This window comes from Chroogloeocystis siderophila 5.2 s.c.1 (genome assembly GCF_001904655.1).
GTDB classification, from domain to species: domain Bacteria; phylum Cyanobacteriota; class Cyanobacteriia; order Cyanobacteriales; family Chroococcidiopsidaceae; genus Chroogloeocystis; species Chroogloeocystis siderophila.
Genome location: NZ_MRCC01000013.1, coordinates 130637 through 145190, shown reverse-complemented (window position 1 = coordinate 145190; position 14554 = coordinate 130637). Strand labels below are relative to the sequence as shown.

Sequence of the window (14554 nt, the reverse complement as noted above, 5' to 3'; positions counted from 1 at the left end):
TGACCTCTGATCCCTGCTATACATCGAGGAGTCGCTTATGTCACCACAATTGCAATTTGCTTGGCGAGGTATTGGTTTGTCTGTCGGGGTAGCAACCGCATTACTGGGTAATAGCGTTATGGCTGCGCCGCATCATAACTGGATAGCGCAGGTGAATCCTACAGTACCACCTGTTGTTGTTGATACTGAGCCACTACCACCCGTTCCAGGAACCACACCGCCGAATGGTTCAACAGTTCCTAGTGTAACAACAGCTACGCGGTTTACGTGTCAATTGAATAATGGTCAGTATACCGTCATGTATCAGCCGGAAAGTCAACCGAACCGCTTCTTCCCCTGGGCTACTCCCACAGCATTAGGTGGCGGTTGGAGCGAACAACGGCGTTGTGAAGAAATTAGCCGTCGCTTAGAGTCTTATCGTCCTGATGGTTTATTAGAACTGACAACAGGCGTAGAAAATAATTACAATACAGTCTGCGTTGTTACGCAACGAGTTCCCTCGTGTCGCATTGTCTTTACCGTACCTCCTGGACAAGACCCCATCTTAACGCGTGATCGCGTCTTTGAAAACTTGACGATCGCCGATAGCGGTCAACAGACAACAGGCGTCTACACTTATACTAATCGTGGAAACGAACTCGATCGACTATTTAACTTAGGACGTTCAGTTGTTGGTGGTAACAATCGACGTACGCGCAGCATCGACTTAAGACCTTTCCTTGATCGCGCTGATGGAGGTAATGCTTCTCGCCTCAGCGGTGGCGTTCCCGCCCGCAGTAATACACGATCACAACCAAGTAATTCTGGAAGACTTAATCCTAGCAGGTTTTAGCTGCTAAAGTAGAGCTAATTGCTAAATGCTCAAGAGCTAAACATGGTTAATCGCGATCGCATTCAGCCAGGACCTGGACAAGAATCAGTATGGGATTATCCCCGACCGCCGCGTTTAGAGGATACCGACAAGCATATTCAAGTAATTTTTAATGAAATTGCGATCGCCGATACCCATCACGCCAAACGAGTACTAGAAACAAGTCATCCACCGGTTTATTACATTCCGCCAAGTGATATCAAAATGGAGTACCTCATCCGTACTCCACAATCTAGCTTTTGTGAGTGGAAAGGAATTGCAGGATATTACACTGTTGCGGTAGGAGACAAGCAAGTTCCAAACGCAGCGTGGTTTTATTCCGACCCTACTCCTACTTTTGCTGAAATTAAAGACTATGTAGCTTTCTATCCACACTTAATGGATGCTTGTTACGTTAACGGCGAACAAGTACAACCCCAACCAGGAAACTTCTATGGAGGTTGGATTACCAAGGATATTGTAGGACCATTCAAAGGCAGTCCTGGAACCTGGGGATGGTAGTTTGATTGTGCGTCTATTTCCGCGTGCGCGCACTCTTAACACGTCTATTGGGATCTTGCTTGCGTACCCAAGCCAAAAACCTGCTCATTTGTGGTTCATTTTTAGCTTTTCTAGCGAATTTAACTCTTGTGCTAAACGCGTGTTATCAAATAAAGTATGAATCTGTTTGTGACACGCGGTACATATATTAATTTTTGGTTCATGATGACCTTTTTTCTGTCGAGGAATTAAGTGATGCACGGTTAAATGCTCTACGGCTCTATCACATAATTCGCACTGTTTAAAAACGTGCAAGTTAGAGTTCATTTGTCTTTTTTAAAACTTAGACACGTCGAGGCTTGCCGTAAGCTACCACAAAGACACAGGAAACACAAAAAAGAGGTAAGAAGAGAACTTCATTGGTATTTTAGTATTACTGTAGCAAGTTTAAATTATTAGCAAAAATCCCTTTTTTCTTCCCTTTGTGCCCCCTGTATTTGTTAAAGTTTGTTAAAAGAAGTGAATTTTACAAGCTACAGAAAAATCTATAAATACATTACTAATCATAGCGGTTATACAAATAGATTTACATTAACTTAAATAGGAAAGTCAGCTTTTTATTGATAATGCTGAAAGTTCACAACTTAAAAACGGCTTGCATTGCCTTGATTGATCTAAAATGCGGTTGATGAGTCCAAATTGAGCGCATGGTAAATCAAGCTCCGATTCCAGTAGTCGTGAATGGTGCTGCTGGCAAAATGGGTCGTGAAGTCGTTAAAGCCGTCTCGCAAGCAAGCGACATGACGTTACTGGGTGCAGTAGACCGCAACCCTGAATACAATGGCAAAGATGCAGGAGAAGTTGCGGGATTAAGCGAACCACTAGAAGTACCGATTACCGACCAATTAGAGCCGACGCTAGCCCTGGCAACGCAAGAAAGGCAATTGGGGGTGATGGTAGATTTTACGCATCCGAGTAGCGTGTATGACAATATTCGCGCGGCGATCGCTTATGGTATTCGTCCGGTTGTGGGAACAACAGGGCTGAGTATCGAACAAATTCAAGACTTAGCCGAATTCGCAGATAAAGCAAGTACCGGCTGTTTACTGATTCCGAATTTCTCGATTGGCATGGTATTACTGCAAGAAGCCGCAGTCAGAGCATCGCAATACTTTGACCATGTAGAAATTATCGAACTACATCACAACCAAAAAGCAGATGCCCCTAGTGGAACCGCGATTCAAACCGCGCAGATGCTCGCAGAAATGGGCAAAACCTACAACCCGCCAAGCGTAGAAGAAACCGAAAAGCTACCAGGAGCAAGAGGCAGTGTCGCTGATGAAGGAATTAGAATTCATAGTGTACGTCTTCCAGGACTTATCGCCCACCAAGAAGTGATTTTTGGCGCACCAGGACAAATTTATACTTTACGCCACGATACGAGCGATCGCGCTTGTTATATGCCTGGAGTCCTTCTTGCCATTCGTAAAGTCACGCAACTCAAATCCCTAGTGTATGGCTTAGAAAAGCTATTGTAATTATGGGAGAACAATGGACTTAAGTCCCTGACCCCTGACCCCTGACCCCTGACCCCTGACCCCTCATGTTAGTTCCCCTCACACGCCAAAAATTTGAACAATTGATTCCTCGCATTGCAACTAGCGATCAGTACAAATATGCTTGGGGCAAGTTTCCTGATTTCTTGAAGCGACTGCTGATTTCAGTCGTCAGCGTTGTTGCGATTTGGATTGTGCGACTCATCATCGGTGAAAGATTTGGCATAATTCTGTTTCCGGTAGGTGCGATCGCCGGACTTTATTGGCTATGGGGACCTGTCTTATGGGCAAGTTTGCGTAATACCGAATACCGTAAATATCCTTACAGTGGTTTTCTGCGCGGACGCGTATTAGATGTCTACATCACGGAGGAATTGATTGGTACCGAGGAAACGGTTAATAATAAGGGCGACTTGGTAATCGTCGAAAACCGCGAACGGCGCATTAATGTAGAAGTCGGCGACGAAACCGGATTTACAACTCAAATCCAAGTTCCCCTTCGCCGCAGCCACCAAGATATTGTCCCGAATCAAATCGCGGAAATGGTCGTGCTTTCTAATCGACCAGATTTGAGTAGCATCGCTAAAGTTACAGATATTTACATTCCGAGTCGTAATCTTTGGGTAAGTGACTATCCGTACTTACAAAAGAATGTCTTTATCGATATGAGTCGCCGTTTGCGCGACAGTCGGGAACCGCGATCGCGTTTTGCCCCGCGCCGTAGACCCCGCGCTTCCTACCCGCAAGATGTCGAGGAATGGTAAACTCAAACCACTTAAGTTTCTGAAGCCGAAGAACGGTTGAGTACCGGAGACAAATAAGCTACCAAAGCACCAATCAAAAAACCAGCAATATTACGTACCAAAGGTAGCCACTCGGAAGTCCGCGTGACGACTGGACCAATACCAAAGGCAATAAACAGAATTCCCCATAGCGGTGAAAAAATTAAAGCCCATTGCCAAGCAAATATCTGTCCAGGGCGTCGAGGTTGCGCTGCAAAGCCACAAACTACTCCACCAATCACCGAGGTAATCAGTGTCAAAATCCACTGTTCGCGCGGTAATCCAGGAACCACACGACAACCACCTTGGCGTAAACACGTTTCCACAGACTCGATCGATTGAATAATTGCTTGATCTTCTCCTTCTTCGCGGACAAAGTACAAATTACCAAAGCGCGTTTGCAATTCTACCCAAAACGTCCGAGGTAGTAGCTGGTAAACTGCATCACCAACATTAAAGTTGAGAATGTTTCCCCCACGCGAATCGGCAACAACTAAAATACTTTTTTCATCTAAATTCCAAAAATCTTTGACCGCTGCGCCTGGTGTGCGATCGTACTGTGTTAAAACACGGAGTTTCCACCCAGTCTCTGCTTCAAATTCTTCAAGGTCTTGCGCTAGCCGCTCTTCTTGAACACTCGTGAGCGATTTTGCTAAGTCTATAATTGGTGTCGGCTGATCGGGAAGCAATTCAGGATTGTTATACGCGAGTGCTACAGAAGAAGGTACCAACCAAACCGCGCCAGCTAAAAAGAATGCAAATACACTTACCAGTAATCGTCGCCAAATAGAATACTGCATGGACAATTCTATATAAATCTCAAATTTGGACACAAACCAAATGGTTTTATTGTAAAGAGTCAAAAAAAGATGATACTTCTTTACATTTTGTAACTTTACTCTAATTTAGCCGACGACTGTGAATAAACTCAATCCCCCGTCAGGAGAATCTCAGGTTTTGCCCAGAAGGGGAGCAGGGGAAGGGTATTATGATATAAACTTCTCTTTCACTAGCTCCTCACCCCTCACCCCTCACTCCTCACCCCTCACCCCTTCACCTGGTTGCAGTCGCATTAAGAATAAAATAAGTGCTACACCGACTAAAGCGCCGCCAAGATGTGCAATATGGTCAACGCCATCTTGAATGCCGGTTTGCCGTAATTCAAAGACTACGCGCTCAATGACAAATTGACCGAGGATGAGAACTTCTAGGATTTTTCGCCAATGCCAGGAAAGTTTGATGAGAACACTGACGGCAAATAAACCAAAAACGGCTCCTGAAGCACCTAGCGAGTAAACCGCACCACCGTGGAAGAAATAACTCATAAGACTGCCGCCTAATCCACAAATAATGTAGGAACTGACGACTCCAACAATGCCTTCTTCTTCTTCCACAATCCTGCCGAAAATGTAAAGAAAAAACAGATTTCCTGATATGTGTGCCCAGTTGGCATGACAGAACATCGAAGTGAAAAACTGATACCAAGCTGGAGAGGCGTGATTGAGGTAGAGATTTTGGATAAAAGGAATACCTAAAACGCGATCAGCAACAAACACAACTAAATTGATAATAATCAGCGTGAACACGCCGTTGTAATTTTGTTTTGGGTAAGTTGTTAATGGCTGGTCTTTTTTGAGCATTTTGATGATTTCTCCAGCGATCTAGGAGGGGTCAGGGATCGACAATAGAAAATGTGTTAATTTCACACAGTGCCGTTTAAGAAATGTGAAACCTTATATACTGGCTGACCTTTGCTCTGTGACCCCTTCAATCTACCGTTTCGACATCATCGCTGTCATCCTGCCAATCTGATGCATCGTAGCGTACTTGATTTGATTCTAAATTTGTTGTGTAATTGCGATATTGTTCAAGTAATGCAGCGTTTTCTTCTAATAGTTCTTCTGAGTAAGGTAGGTTAGTGGTGCTACGGATTTGTCGCGATCGCTGTCCTCCTGAGAGGCGATCGCCGCTGCGACGCGAACCACGCGTAAAAGTCCTCCAAGCCACTTTCACCCCAGTAAACACGCTGCGCGTACCTACTTCCACTTTCTGGGCTTGTTTTACCACGTTATCAAGACTTTGATCGACTTGTTTTGCAACATTCGTCGCGCTTTGCACACCCTGGCTGACACCATCGGTTAGATCGCTAATTTCTAGCCCTGTTAAGCGAATCGCTTCGAGTGTGGGTGGTAAATCGCGGCGTAGGGTATCAAACAACTTTTCGGCACTGCGCGCCGCCCGCGCTAACTCTTGTAATGCTGGCAAGGCTGCCACCAACACTGCGGTTAAACTCACCGCTACTAATAAAATCGACAGTCCAAGCCAGAATAAAGGGTCAATCACGAGTCACTTGGGGATTATAAGCGGTCTAAAAGTGGCGGTTGATCCGAGGAAGTTTCGAGTTTAGTCTGACGAGCAGAGATTTGGCGTTCTTGTTGGCTTGCTTCAATTCCTGCTGCCAAAGCTTCTCGCAATCGCTCCAGCGTATCATCCCAATTACGGAGTGCTGTTTCTGATAAGCGATCTGCTTGGATTTGGACACTTGTTGATAAATCTTCTGCTAATTCTGGTAGAGCATCAGCAGATTTTTTCAGCAACGTGCGTGTTTCTCGTCCCGTGCGCGGTGCCATTAGCAAGCCTGTAAGCGTGCCAATAGCAGCCCCCAACAACATACCGCCAATAAAAAACCCAGAACGGTTGTTAGACATATCCTGATTTATCTCCTTACACTCATTTTATGTAAGTTTGCTCGGCTTGCGCGACTATTGCTGTATCGTGCTCCAAGAACCCAGGTTAACCCATATTAGACGTTAACGTTTGACTTAAGGCTTACTTATAAGTGTATTTTGCCAAAGCTTTTCGGAAAAATCTTGTCTGACGCAGCAATACAGTTTGCTGTGCAATTTGTAACCCAACCGCCAAGAGATTTAAGACTTGCTGAATTCGTAGCAGTTTTAACTCTGCTGGAATATCTCCCCGCCGCGTTTGACGTATCGCCATTCTACCTACAGCGATCGCTTCTGGTGTTTGCTGCAAAGCTGCATGCGTTACCCGTTCGTACACAATCAAAACATCTGCTACCTGCGCCAATTTGAGCCGGAGTCGCCATATCAACCAAGCAACAAGCAAAAGAACTAGCGTCAGTCCTAGATTAATGCATACAACAACTGTCACCATTGCTGATCGAATAGCTCCAACAATTCCTTAAGGCAGTAAAGTACCCAGTACTATCAAGCTTAAGCTAGATGAGCATGACTTACCCTACTATGTTAATTTCCAAGTCTGGCAATGCTTTATCTCACTTTAATTGTATACCTTAGTTTAAATAACTATGTCCTTTGCGCAACAAACAACTTCTCCAAACAAGCCAAACCGTCGCCGTCGAGGAATCGAAAGATTTTTTGCGATCGTGGCGGTAGTTAACTTTTGTTTAGTCCTCTTTGACTATAGCTATATACCCTGGCGAGATTTTTACTTTCACACAGTTCCTAGCTTTACCCAACGATACGATTTTTTTAAAGGTATCGAACCACATCGAGAAACTGAACGTTATCTTGCGCAGGTAAATGCACTAAAACAAAAAGCGGAGCAAACTGGCTTGCAATCACAGGAAACCGAAAGCTTACTGCAAGAATTGCGGTTTTTGAGCAATGAGATGATTGAAGACAATCCCTTTGCTGAGGCAAATAAGTCGGGATCTCTAGCTAAGATTAAAAATCAAATTCGCGCTCGAATGAATCAAGAATCTGCGCATCGAGCTTTTGATTTGTTTTGGAGTACACAACATTTATCCCAGGAAAATCTACAGCAGGAGATGAGCTTTTTTAATACCCAACTACGACCATTAATGGAAACTAACTATTATCGTGATATTAGCACCAATGGAAAATTTGTCGATAAATTTTGGCTAATCGATTTACCGTTTGTTATTTTGTTTAGTTGTGAATTTATTGTCCGAACTTTGGCGATTAGTCGCAAATATCCAGATTTAAACTGGTTACAAGCGATGCTCCGACGTTGGTTCGATCTTCTACTTCTACTACCGTTTTGGCGGTGGCTAAGAATTATTCCTTTAACCGTTCGTTTGTATCAGTCTGAACTCGTTGATTTAGAACCACTGCGCGAGCAGATTAATCATGATGTTGTCATAAATTTTGCTGAAGAAATCACCGAAATTGTAGGAATTCGGATCATCGATCAAGCCCAAGACGCTTTAAAGCGAGGAGATGTCGCAAATTGGGTATTAAATCCTAATTCACGCCGTCCTTATATCAATATTAATAATACGAATGAAGTACAGGCGATCGCAACGCGTTTGCTCGATTTGAGCATTCATCAAGTGCTACCCAAAATGCAGCCTGACATTGAAGCTTTAGTACAGCACATGGTTGTCAATAGTCTCAATCAATCTCCTTTATATCGTCAAATTCAAAATGTGCCAGGAATGCGGCGCTTACCTGATCAATTAACTGAAAAACTCGCTACAGATATCTCTCACAGTGCATACAGCACAATGAGTACTTTTTTGCAAGATCCCGTTGTGTTGCAACTATCAAATCAATTAGTAGAAAACTTTATTCAAGCTTTGCAAGTAGAACTGCAAAAACAACAAAATGTTCAAGAACTTCAATCGCTCGTCATCGATCTTTTAGAAGAAATAAAAATCAACTACGTCAAAGGAATCGCGACGGAAGGTGTGGAAAAACTCTGGGAAGAGTCATATCAAATTCGTAAAATTGCCCAGCAATGAACCTATAGCAATTGTCTAGTTTATTCAACTAGTACACTGCTATCAATTAGAAAAAGGGAGACAAGAGCGTTTTTCCTCACCTCCCTTCTGTGATTGCAATAGTTATGGCACTTCTGTGCAGCAAGTATTAATTAGGCTTGACCCGCTGTACCAGGAACTTGGCTAGTTTTACTTGTGCCGTGTAGACGGGGATCGGGTTGTGGTGGTTCTGGTTCGGGTCCCATTGGTTGCGGATTTGCGACGTACTCAAATTCACCTTTTCCATCGGGTGCAGGACCTTTAGCCCAACGTCCTTCAGCGCTTTGCGTACCTTCTGAGTGATTCCAGAACTGATAGGCATACTCATTTTTGCCATATTCATACGCGACACTGGGAGCGATTGGTCCCTCTAGTCCTTCACTTTGTAGATCTTCGATCGCTGCTAACCATTGGTTTTGGTGCATCGTGTCGCGGGCGATCATGAAGCTGAGAGTATCTTTCACGCCTGGGTCGTCGGTCATCTCATACAACCGTACAGCCTGCATCAAACCTTGAGACTCAGCGTGGGACGTTGCTGAATATCGAATGATAAATATTGTAAAATGGAAGTATGAATTGTCCAAATTGCAACAGCAGATCTGTACAGAAAAACGGTCATCGTCGAGGTTCGCAGTGTTATCGGTGTAAGACCTGTGGTCGCCAGTTTTTGGAATCTTACAGGGGTTGGAAATATCCAGATGCGGTGAAGCAACTGTGCTTAAAAATGTACTTGAATGGGATGGGGTTAAGACAGATCGAACGGGTAACGGAAATTCACCACACTACAGTAATGCATTGGATTCGAGAAACTGCTACCATCTTACCTAATGCCCCACAGGTAGAGGAAATTCCTGAAATTACGGAATTAGACGAATTGCAAACTTTCGTCGGCAGTAAACAGAACAAATACTGACTATGGAGTGCAGTCAATCATTGGCAACCAGGTATATTAGCTTGGGTAATTGGAGACCGAAGTGCCGAAACCTTTGAGGTATTGTGGCAGCAGGTGCAGAAGTGGGAGAGTTTTTGGTATGTCACCGATGGATATAAGGTCTATCGCAGTTTCATCAATTCAGCTGCTCATTTAGTTAGTCAGACGTACATGACGCGGGTTGAAAATGAAAACGGCCGACTGCGAAATTATCTAGCTCGATTACATCGTAAGACATTGTGCTACTCCAAATCCGTCCAAATGCTCGAACTCTCTGTTCGTCTGCTACTGCACTACTTGAAATTCAAAACTATTCCTCTTGCTGCTTAAATCATTACTTATTCAGCAACGTCCAGCGTGGAGGTTAGAGCGGAAGTCTGCGAGTAAGTTACCACTCGCAATAATAAACCGACCATTCCAAGGAAAACCAACGCTATCTGCTGGCATTGCACCTAAGCCGGATACAATTCCATGCTGGGGGTTCATCGCGGCTGCCATAATTTCGTCTCGGACATTATTGCCGCCCATCACCGCACCCACAATGCCGTCTTTAGCGCCTTCTTCTTGAACTTTCAGTGGTGCTTTATCTAGGAGATATGCGATCATTGTCGCTACCATCTCGACATGACCGATTTCCTCAGTTCCAATATCGAGTAGCATATCGCGGTACTTCGCAGGTCCTCGGCAGTTCCAGCCTTGAAACAAGTACTGCATCATCACTGTCATTTCGCCAAAAGCACCGCCCACGAGTTCTTGCATCTTTTTTGCAAATAAGGGGTCTGGCTTATCTGGTGGAGTGAAGTATTGTAACCGCTTTTGATGAAGAAACATCTAATTCTCCCTAATAAAATTTTTGGTAGCCACATAAGACATCAATAAAGATGCCTCTAGGTGCGGCATCTAATCTAGACAATTGATATCTTTGTACTATCTTTAAGTATCTATTTAAAAAGCTTTATTACATCAGCCATTGGAAAGACAAATAATATCCAATTTATATAGGTATAACTACAGTTTTTAAATAGTGAAGTAACCTAGAATACTGAATGAAAATATATTTCGCTAATTGCTGAGTATTTGAGCAACTAGACTCTTGTTAAATCTGAAAAAGGTATATAAAATTTTCAGCTTTTATCCATTAATTTCCAGTTCAAGAGACTTTCAGAATCTTTTATTAATAACTATTAAAGTATAGGTAGCCAAAAAATTAAGAATTAGTTAATAAATATTATGAGAAAGTTAAATCAATAAATATAGCAGTCCTAAATCATTTGTGAAAACCTCTCCTTATCTCTTTCCTCTGCGCTCTCTGCGTCTGGAGAGGTAGCCTTCGGTAAGCCGCTGCGCGTCTACGTTTCAAAAAAATCTTACAACTCAAATAGGATTGCTATGTAAAGCTAAATTGTCTAACCAACACGATATGACTTTCATTTAAGTACTTATAAAAAAAGCCGCTACTTTTGTAGCAACGGCTCAACAAATCCTTCAAATATTGTTACAGCTTTAAGATTCATCGCGCCCATGTACTTGGGCAGGTGGACTAGTGGCTTCAACGGCGGTAAAAGATTCAAGGATATTGTATGTGTGAGAAGCACCTTTAGGGACAACCCAAGAATCGCCTGGTTCCAGCAACAGTTTTTGACCTTCAAGGTGTAATTCAGCCCGTCCTTGAATGACATAACCAACAGTTTCATACTCACGCGCTGCTTCTGGTTTTGGTTCGCCTGGTTGCTCGTTTTCCCAAAGCCGCATGGAAACGGTTTTACCCGAAGCAAGATATTTTTGACCCATTTCGCCGTGGGGCGAGTGACTTGAACTAACTTTGATAACTGTAGTATCACTCATGTTAGCTTTTCTCCCGTGTTATGGCTTGAGTACAACTTTGATGCAATTGTCTTTTTTGTGCTTGAAAATCTCGTATCCGTGGGGTGCATCTTCTAATTTCAGTCGATGCGTGATCACAAACGAAGGGTCAATTTCACCGTTTTGAATTCGTTCTAACAAAGGTTTCAAATAACGGTGGACGTGGGTTTGTCCCATCTTGAAAGTCAAACCTTTGTTCATCGCTGCACCCATTGGGATTTTATCGAGGAAACCACCATAAACACCAGCGAGTGAGACGTGACCGCCTTTGCTACACGATAATATTACTTGCCGTAGTGCGGTTGGGCGATCAGTTTCTAAACGTACCGCTTGCTTAACCTGGTCGTAAAGCGCCATTGGTCCGGTTCCGTGCGCTTCCATACCTACAGCATCGAGACAAGCATCAGGACCGCGACCACCAGTCATTTCTTTGAGGGCTTCACCTGGGTCGATTTCTTCGTAGTTAATGACTTCGGCTTTACAGATTTCTTTTGCCATTTGTAGGCGTTCAGGAATGCGATCAATCGCGATGACACGTTCTGCACCTAACATATAAGCACTTTTAATCGCAAACTGTCCGACAGGTCCACAGCCCCAAACGGCGACGATATCGCCAGGTTTAATATGACAATTCTCCGCCGCCATGTAACCTGTGGGGAAAATATCAGTTAGGAATAATACTTGATCGTCAGTTAGACCATCAGGAACTTTCAACAAACCCACATCAGCAAAAGGAACGCGCGCGTATTCGGCTTGACCGCCAGCGTAGCCGCCAAACAAGTGCGAATAGCCAAATAAACCTGCTGGCGAATAGCCCATTTGCACTTCGGTCATCCAAGCGTTGGGGTTAGAGTTGTCGCACAAAGACCACAAATCGCGCTGACAGAAAAAGCAGTTACCACAGGAAATTGTGAAAGGAACAACGACGCGATCACCGATTTTTACATTTTTGACCGCGCTACCAATATCGACAACTTCTCCCATAAATTCGTGACCGAGGATGTCACCTTTTTGCATCGTGGGAATGTAGCCATCGTAGATATGTAAATCTGACCCACAAATTGCGGTTGATGTAATTTTAATAATCGCATCGCGGGGATTGAGAATTTTGGGATCTGGCACTGTCTCGACCCGCACATCGTTAGCGCCATACCAGCAAACAGCTTTCATCTTGATTTTGATTTGGTAATTGGGAATAGGTAATCGGTAATAGGTAAGTTTTTGGTTTATTACCCTTAATTTCTCTCCGTTTTACGGTTTGAGCACAACTTTGATGCAATTATCTTGCTTTTGCTGGAAAATCTCGTATGCGTGAGGTGCTTGGTCTAGGGGTAACTCATGCGTGACGATAAACGACGGATCGAGTTTGCCATCTAATATGAGTTGCAACAACAAACGCATATATTTCTGTCCATGCATTTGTCCCATCCTAAACGTCAAGCCTTTGTTGAACGCTGCACCAAAGGGCATTTTGTCTACAAATCCACCATAGACACCCATAATCGAGAGCGTACCACCTTTACGACACGCTACCATCATTTGGCGTAAGACGTGTGGGCGGTCAGTTTCTAACTTGAGTTTTTGCTTGGTTTGGTCGTAGAAGTCTTCGATACCTACACCGTGGGCTTCTAACCCAACCGCATCGATACAACAATCTGGTCCGCGTCCGCCGGTCATTTCTTTAAGGGCTTCGCCTGGATCGATTTCTTCGTAATTAATCGTTTCGGCTTTGGCGTATTTTCTTGCCATTTCCAAGCGTTCCGGAAAGCGGTCAATCGCAATTACGCGTTCTGCACCCATCATATAGGCACTGATCATCGCAAATTGTCCGACAGCACCGCAACCCCAAACTGCTACGGTATCACCAGGTTGGATATCGCATAACTCTGCACCCATATACCCTGTAGGAATCGCATCAGAAATAAAGAGTAGCTTTTCGTCGGGTAATTCTTTGGGAACTTTCAAAACGCCAACATCTGCAAACGGTACGCGGATGTATTCAGCTTGCGCCCCAGCATAACCGCCTAAGAGGTGCGAGTAACCATAAATTGCTGAAGTGATATTACCGAATAGCTTTTCTTCCATCCAGCCGTTGGGGTTAGAGTTATCGCACAGCGACCACATATCGCGTTCGCAGTAGTAGCAACGACCGCAACCGATTGTTGAAGGAACAACAACGCGATCGCCTACTTGTAAATTGCGAACACCCTTACCAACTTCGACCACTTCCCCCATGAACTCGTGACCGATAATGTCACCTTTTTGCACTGTGGGGATATAACCACCATATATATGGAGATCAGAACCGCAAATTGCGGTAGATGTGATCTTTACAATCGCATCGCGCGGGTTGAGTATTTTCGGATCTGGAACATTATCCACCCGCACATTGTTAGCACTTTGCCAGCAGACAGCTTTCATCTCAATTGAAGATTTTAGATTTTAAATTTTTGCAGCGAGATGCACGATTTCCTGCTTCCCTCGCTCCTTACCCCTTCCTTCTTAATCCCTACCCGAAGGCTGACCCTCGGTTGTCGCGATTTCTCCCGCTTCCATAAGTTGCTTGAAGCGACGCAAATCGTCACCAATTTGCTGATCGGGTTCTTCGCCAAAAAGTTTAGCAAGCGCTGATGCGATCGCCCCTCCTGGTGGGTTGTATTCCATCACGACTTTAACTTCCGTACCGCGATTCCCTGGGGCGGGTTTGAAACGAACAAAACCAGAATTTTCAATATCTGCGTCTTCGGTCGAAGCCCATGCGATTAATTCGTTTTCTTGCTCTTGGATAATTTCGGCATCCCATTCGACTTTAGTATCAAGGGGAGCTTTGGCTACCCAGTGCGATCGCTTCTCGTCGAGTACTGTCACCGATTCAAGATGCTTCATGAATGTCGGTAGTCTTTCAAAATCGCGCCAATAGTTATACAGTTCCACTGCTGGTTTATTAATCGTTACCGTTTTTTCAACTTTAATCGGTTGATTCAAGCCGATCGCTTCTTGAGCTTGCTTGAGCGTACTTTGTTTTTTTGCTCCTTGGTATAGTAAGCCACCGCCTGCAACTGCCATCAACACGCCGCGTAGCGATCGCTGTCTTAAGCCCATTAATACCATCGCCCCGCCACCAATCAACGACGCCCAGCGTTCTTTTTCACCTGCTTCGATAGATTCTGGCGATTGTTCGCTTGATTTATCTTGTGGTGTTAATTCCATAACAACTAAATAGATTGAGACTTGTATGTACAAACTTTCAGATTAAAAATTTGAGAAAAGGAGAAAGTAAAACCTTTCTCCTTACTTACTACT

Annotated in this window: 16 protein-coding genes and 2 pseudogenes; 6 read left to right on the top strand and 12 right to left on the bottom strand. The window is 44.0% G+C overall.

Translation table 11 applies throughout. The features are described from left to right. The first annotated feature begins 37 nt into the window (after positions 1 to 37). Together NIES1031_RS16380 and NIES1031_RS16375 are read left to right on the top strand one after the other, a co-directional pair. Positions 38 to 832, top strand: coding sequence for a COP23 domain-containing protein (locus NIES1031_RS16380; RefSeq protein ID WP_073550580.1), 795 nt, complete (start codon positions 38 to 40; stop codon positions 830 to 832). A 42-nt stretch (positions 833 to 874) separates the two neighbouring features. Next, positions 875 to 1372 (top strand): DUF427 domain-containing protein, encoded by a 498-nt coding sequence (locus NIES1031_RS16375; RefSeq protein WP_073550579.1) that lies wholly within the window; start codon positions 875 to 877, stop codon positions 1370 to 1372. Between the two features lie 84 nt (positions 1373 to 1456). On the opposite strand, the gene NIES1031_RS16370 is transcribed toward NIES1031_RS16375, so the two are convergent. Next, positions 1457 to 1678 (bottom strand): HNH endonuclease, encoded by a 222-nt coding sequence (locus NIES1031_RS16370; protein WP_236738870.1) that lies wholly within the window; start codon positions 1676 to 1678, stop codon positions 1457 to 1459. A gap of 380 nt (positions 1679 to 2058) precedes the next feature. Between NIES1031_RS16370 and dapB the strand changes: the two genes are divergently transcribed. Both dapB and NIES1031_RS16360 read left to right on the top strand, forming a co-directional pair. Then, the gene (dapB, locus tag NIES1031_RS16365; protein ID WP_073550578.1) at positions 2059 to 2889 is read left to right on the top strand and encodes a 4-hydroxy-tetrahydrodipicolinate reductase; all 831 of its coding nucleotides are present in this window, start codon (positions 2059 to 2061) and stop codon (positions 2887 to 2889) included. Between the two features lie 65 nt (positions 2890 to 2954). Continuing rightward, positions 2955 to 3671: a phosphate ABC transporter permease gene (locus NIES1031_RS16360; RefSeq protein ID WP_073550577.1), complete on the top strand. Its 717-nt coding sequence runs from the start codon at positions 2955 to 2957 to the stop codon at positions 3669 to 3671. Between the two features lie 11 nt (positions 3672 to 3682). Here the strand turns inward: NIES1031_RS16360 and NIES1031_RS16355 are convergent, their stop codons facing one another. The 5 genes and pseudogenes from NIES1031_RS16355 to NIES1031_RS16335 form a co-directional block, all read right to left on the bottom strand. Next, entirely contained in the window at positions 3683 to 4489 is an 807-nt protein-coding gene (locus tag NIES1031_RS16355; protein ID WP_073550576.1) for a TPM domain-containing protein, read from the bottom strand. Positions 4490 to 4720: 231 nt separating this feature from the next. Next, complete coding sequence (locus tag NIES1031_RS16350; protein ID WP_073550575.1) at positions 4721 to 5329, bottom strand: rhomboid family intramembrane serine protease; 609 nt, start codon at positions 5327 to 5329, stop codon at positions 4721 to 4723. Positions 5330 to 5669: 340 nt separating this feature from the next. Continuing rightward, positions 5670 to 6032, bottom strand: a pseudogene (locus tag NIES1031_RS26080) (DUF948 domain-containing protein); the annotation flags it as partial. A 14-nt stretch (positions 6033 to 6046) separates the two neighbouring features. Beyond that, positions 6047 to 6397: a YtxH domain-containing protein gene (locus NIES1031_RS16340; RefSeq protein WP_073550573.1), complete on the bottom strand. Its 351-nt coding sequence runs from the start codon at positions 6395 to 6397 to the stop codon at positions 6047 to 6049. Positions 6398 to 6518: 121 nt separating this feature from the next. After that, positions 6519 to 6866, bottom strand: coding sequence for a hypothetical protein (locus NIES1031_RS16335; RefSeq protein WP_073550572.1), 348 nt, complete (start codon positions 6864 to 6866; stop codon positions 6519 to 6521). Positions 6867 to 7020: 154 nt separating this feature from the next. Here NIES1031_RS16335 and NIES1031_RS16330 point away from each other — a divergent pair, with 154 nt between their 5' ends. After that, positions 7021 to 8439: a hypothetical protein gene (locus NIES1031_RS16330; RefSeq protein ID WP_073550571.1), complete on the top strand. Its 1419-nt coding sequence runs from the start codon at positions 7021 to 7023 to the stop codon at positions 8437 to 8439. 131 nt (positions 8440 to 8570) lie between these two features. Here NIES1031_RS16330 and NIES1031_RS16325 read toward each other — a convergent pair whose 3' ends face one another. Further along, on the bottom strand, positions 8571 to 8963 hold the full coding sequence (locus NIES1031_RS16325) for a manganese catalase family protein (RefSeq protein ID WP_236738869.1): 393 nt from the start codon (positions 8961 to 8963) through the stop codon (positions 8571 to 8573). 65 nt (positions 8964 to 9028) lie between these two features. Here NIES1031_RS16325 and NIES1031_RS16320 point away from each other — a divergent pair. Then, a pseudogene (locus tag NIES1031_RS16320) lies at positions 9029 to 9718 on the top strand (IS1 family transposase). 12 nt (positions 9719 to 9730) lie between these two features. Here the strand turns inward: NIES1031_RS16320 and NIES1031_RS16315 are convergent. The 5 genes from NIES1031_RS16315 to NIES1031_RS16295 all read right to left on the bottom strand — a co-directional run bounded on the left by NIES1031_RS16315 (position 9731) and on the right by NIES1031_RS16295 (position 14461). Continuing rightward, positions 9731 to 10219 (bottom strand): manganese catalase family protein, encoded by a 489-nt coding sequence (locus NIES1031_RS16315; protein WP_236738868.1) that lies wholly within the window; start codon positions 10217 to 10219, stop codon positions 9731 to 9733. Between the two features lie 672 nt (positions 10220 to 10891). Beyond that, positions 10892 to 11233 carry a cupin domain-containing protein gene (locus tag NIES1031_RS16310; protein ID WP_073550570.1) on the bottom strand — a complete coding sequence of 114 codons (342 nt, stop codon included), beginning with the start codon at positions 11231 to 11233 and terminating at the stop codon, positions 10892 to 10894. An 18-nt stretch (positions 11234 to 11251) separates the two neighbouring features. After that, complete coding sequence (locus NIES1031_RS16305; protein WP_073550569.1) at positions 11252 to 12421, bottom strand: zinc-dependent alcohol dehydrogenase; 1170 nt, start codon at positions 12419 to 12421, stop codon at positions 11252 to 11254. A gap of 81 nt (positions 12422 to 12502) precedes the next feature. Continuing rightward, on the bottom strand, positions 12503 to 13672 hold the full coding sequence (locus NIES1031_RS16300; RefSeq protein WP_073550568.1) for a zinc-dependent alcohol dehydrogenase: 1170 nt from the start codon (positions 13670 to 13672) through the stop codon (positions 12503 to 12505). A gap of 81 nt (positions 13673 to 13753) precedes the next feature. Beyond that, on the bottom strand, positions 13754 to 14461 hold the full coding sequence (locus NIES1031_RS16295; RefSeq protein ID WP_073550567.1) for an SRPBCC family protein: 708 nt from the start codon (positions 14459 to 14461) through the stop codon (positions 13754 to 13756). Between the last annotated feature and the right edge of the window lie 93 nt (positions 14462 to 14554).

Coding starts and splice junctions, on each gene's coding strand:
- NIES1031_RS16380 (WP_073550580.1), top strand. CDS start 38: ATGTCACCACAATTGCAATTTGCTTGGCGAGGTATTGGTTTGTCTGTC.
- NIES1031_RS16375 (WP_073550579.1), top strand. CDS start 875: ATGGTTAATCGCGATCGCATTCAGCCAGGACCTGGACAAGAATCAGTA.
- NIES1031_RS16370 (WP_236738870.1), bottom strand. CDS start 1,678: ATGAACTCTAACTTGCACGTTTTTAAACAGTGCGAATTATGTGATAGA.
- dapB (WP_073550578.1), top strand. CDS start 2,059: ATGGTAAATCAAGCTCCGATTCCAGTAGTCGTGAATGGTGCTGCTGGC.
- NIES1031_RS16360 (WP_073550577.1), top strand. CDS start 2,955: ATGTTAGTTCCCCTCACACGCCAAAAATTTGAACAATTGATTCCTCGC.
- NIES1031_RS16355 (WP_073550576.1), bottom strand. CDS start 4,489: ATGCAGTATTCTATTTGGCGACGATTACTGGTAAGTGTATTTGCATTC.
- NIES1031_RS16350 (WP_073550575.1), bottom strand. CDS start 5,329: ATGCTCAAAAAAGACCAGCCATTAACAACTTACCCAAAACAAAATTAC.
- NIES1031_RS16340 (WP_073550573.1), bottom strand. CDS start 6,397: ATGTCTAACAACCGTTCTGGGTTTTTTATTGGCGGTATGTTGTTGGGG.
- NIES1031_RS16335 (WP_073550572.1), bottom strand. CDS start 6,866: ATGGTGACAGTTGTTGTATGCATTAATCTAGGACTGACGCTAGTTCTT.
- NIES1031_RS16330 (WP_073550571.1), top strand. CDS start 7,021: ATGTCCTTTGCGCAACAAACAACTTCTCCAAACAAGCCAAACCGTCGC.
- NIES1031_RS16325 (WP_236738869.1), bottom strand. CDS start 8,963: ATGCAGGCTGTACGGTTGTATGAGATGACCGACGACCCAGGCGTGAAA.
- NIES1031_RS16315 (WP_236738868.1), bottom strand. CDS start 10,219: ATGTTTCTTCATCAAAAGCGGTTACAATACTTCACTCCACCAGATAAG.
- NIES1031_RS16310 (WP_073550570.1), bottom strand. CDS start 11,233: ATGAGTGATACTACAGTTATCAAAGTTAGTTCAAGTCACTCGCCCCAC.
- NIES1031_RS16305 (WP_073550569.1), bottom strand. CDS start 12,421: ATGAAAGCTGTTTGCTGGTATGGCGCTAACGATGTGCGGGTCGAGACA.
- NIES1031_RS16300 (WP_073550568.1), bottom strand. CDS start 13,672: ATGAAAGCTGTCTGCTGGCAAAGTGCTAACAATGTGCGGGTGGATAAT.
- NIES1031_RS16295 (WP_073550567.1), bottom strand. CDS start 14,461: ATGGAATTAACACCACAAGATAAATCAAGCGAACAATCGCCAGAATCT.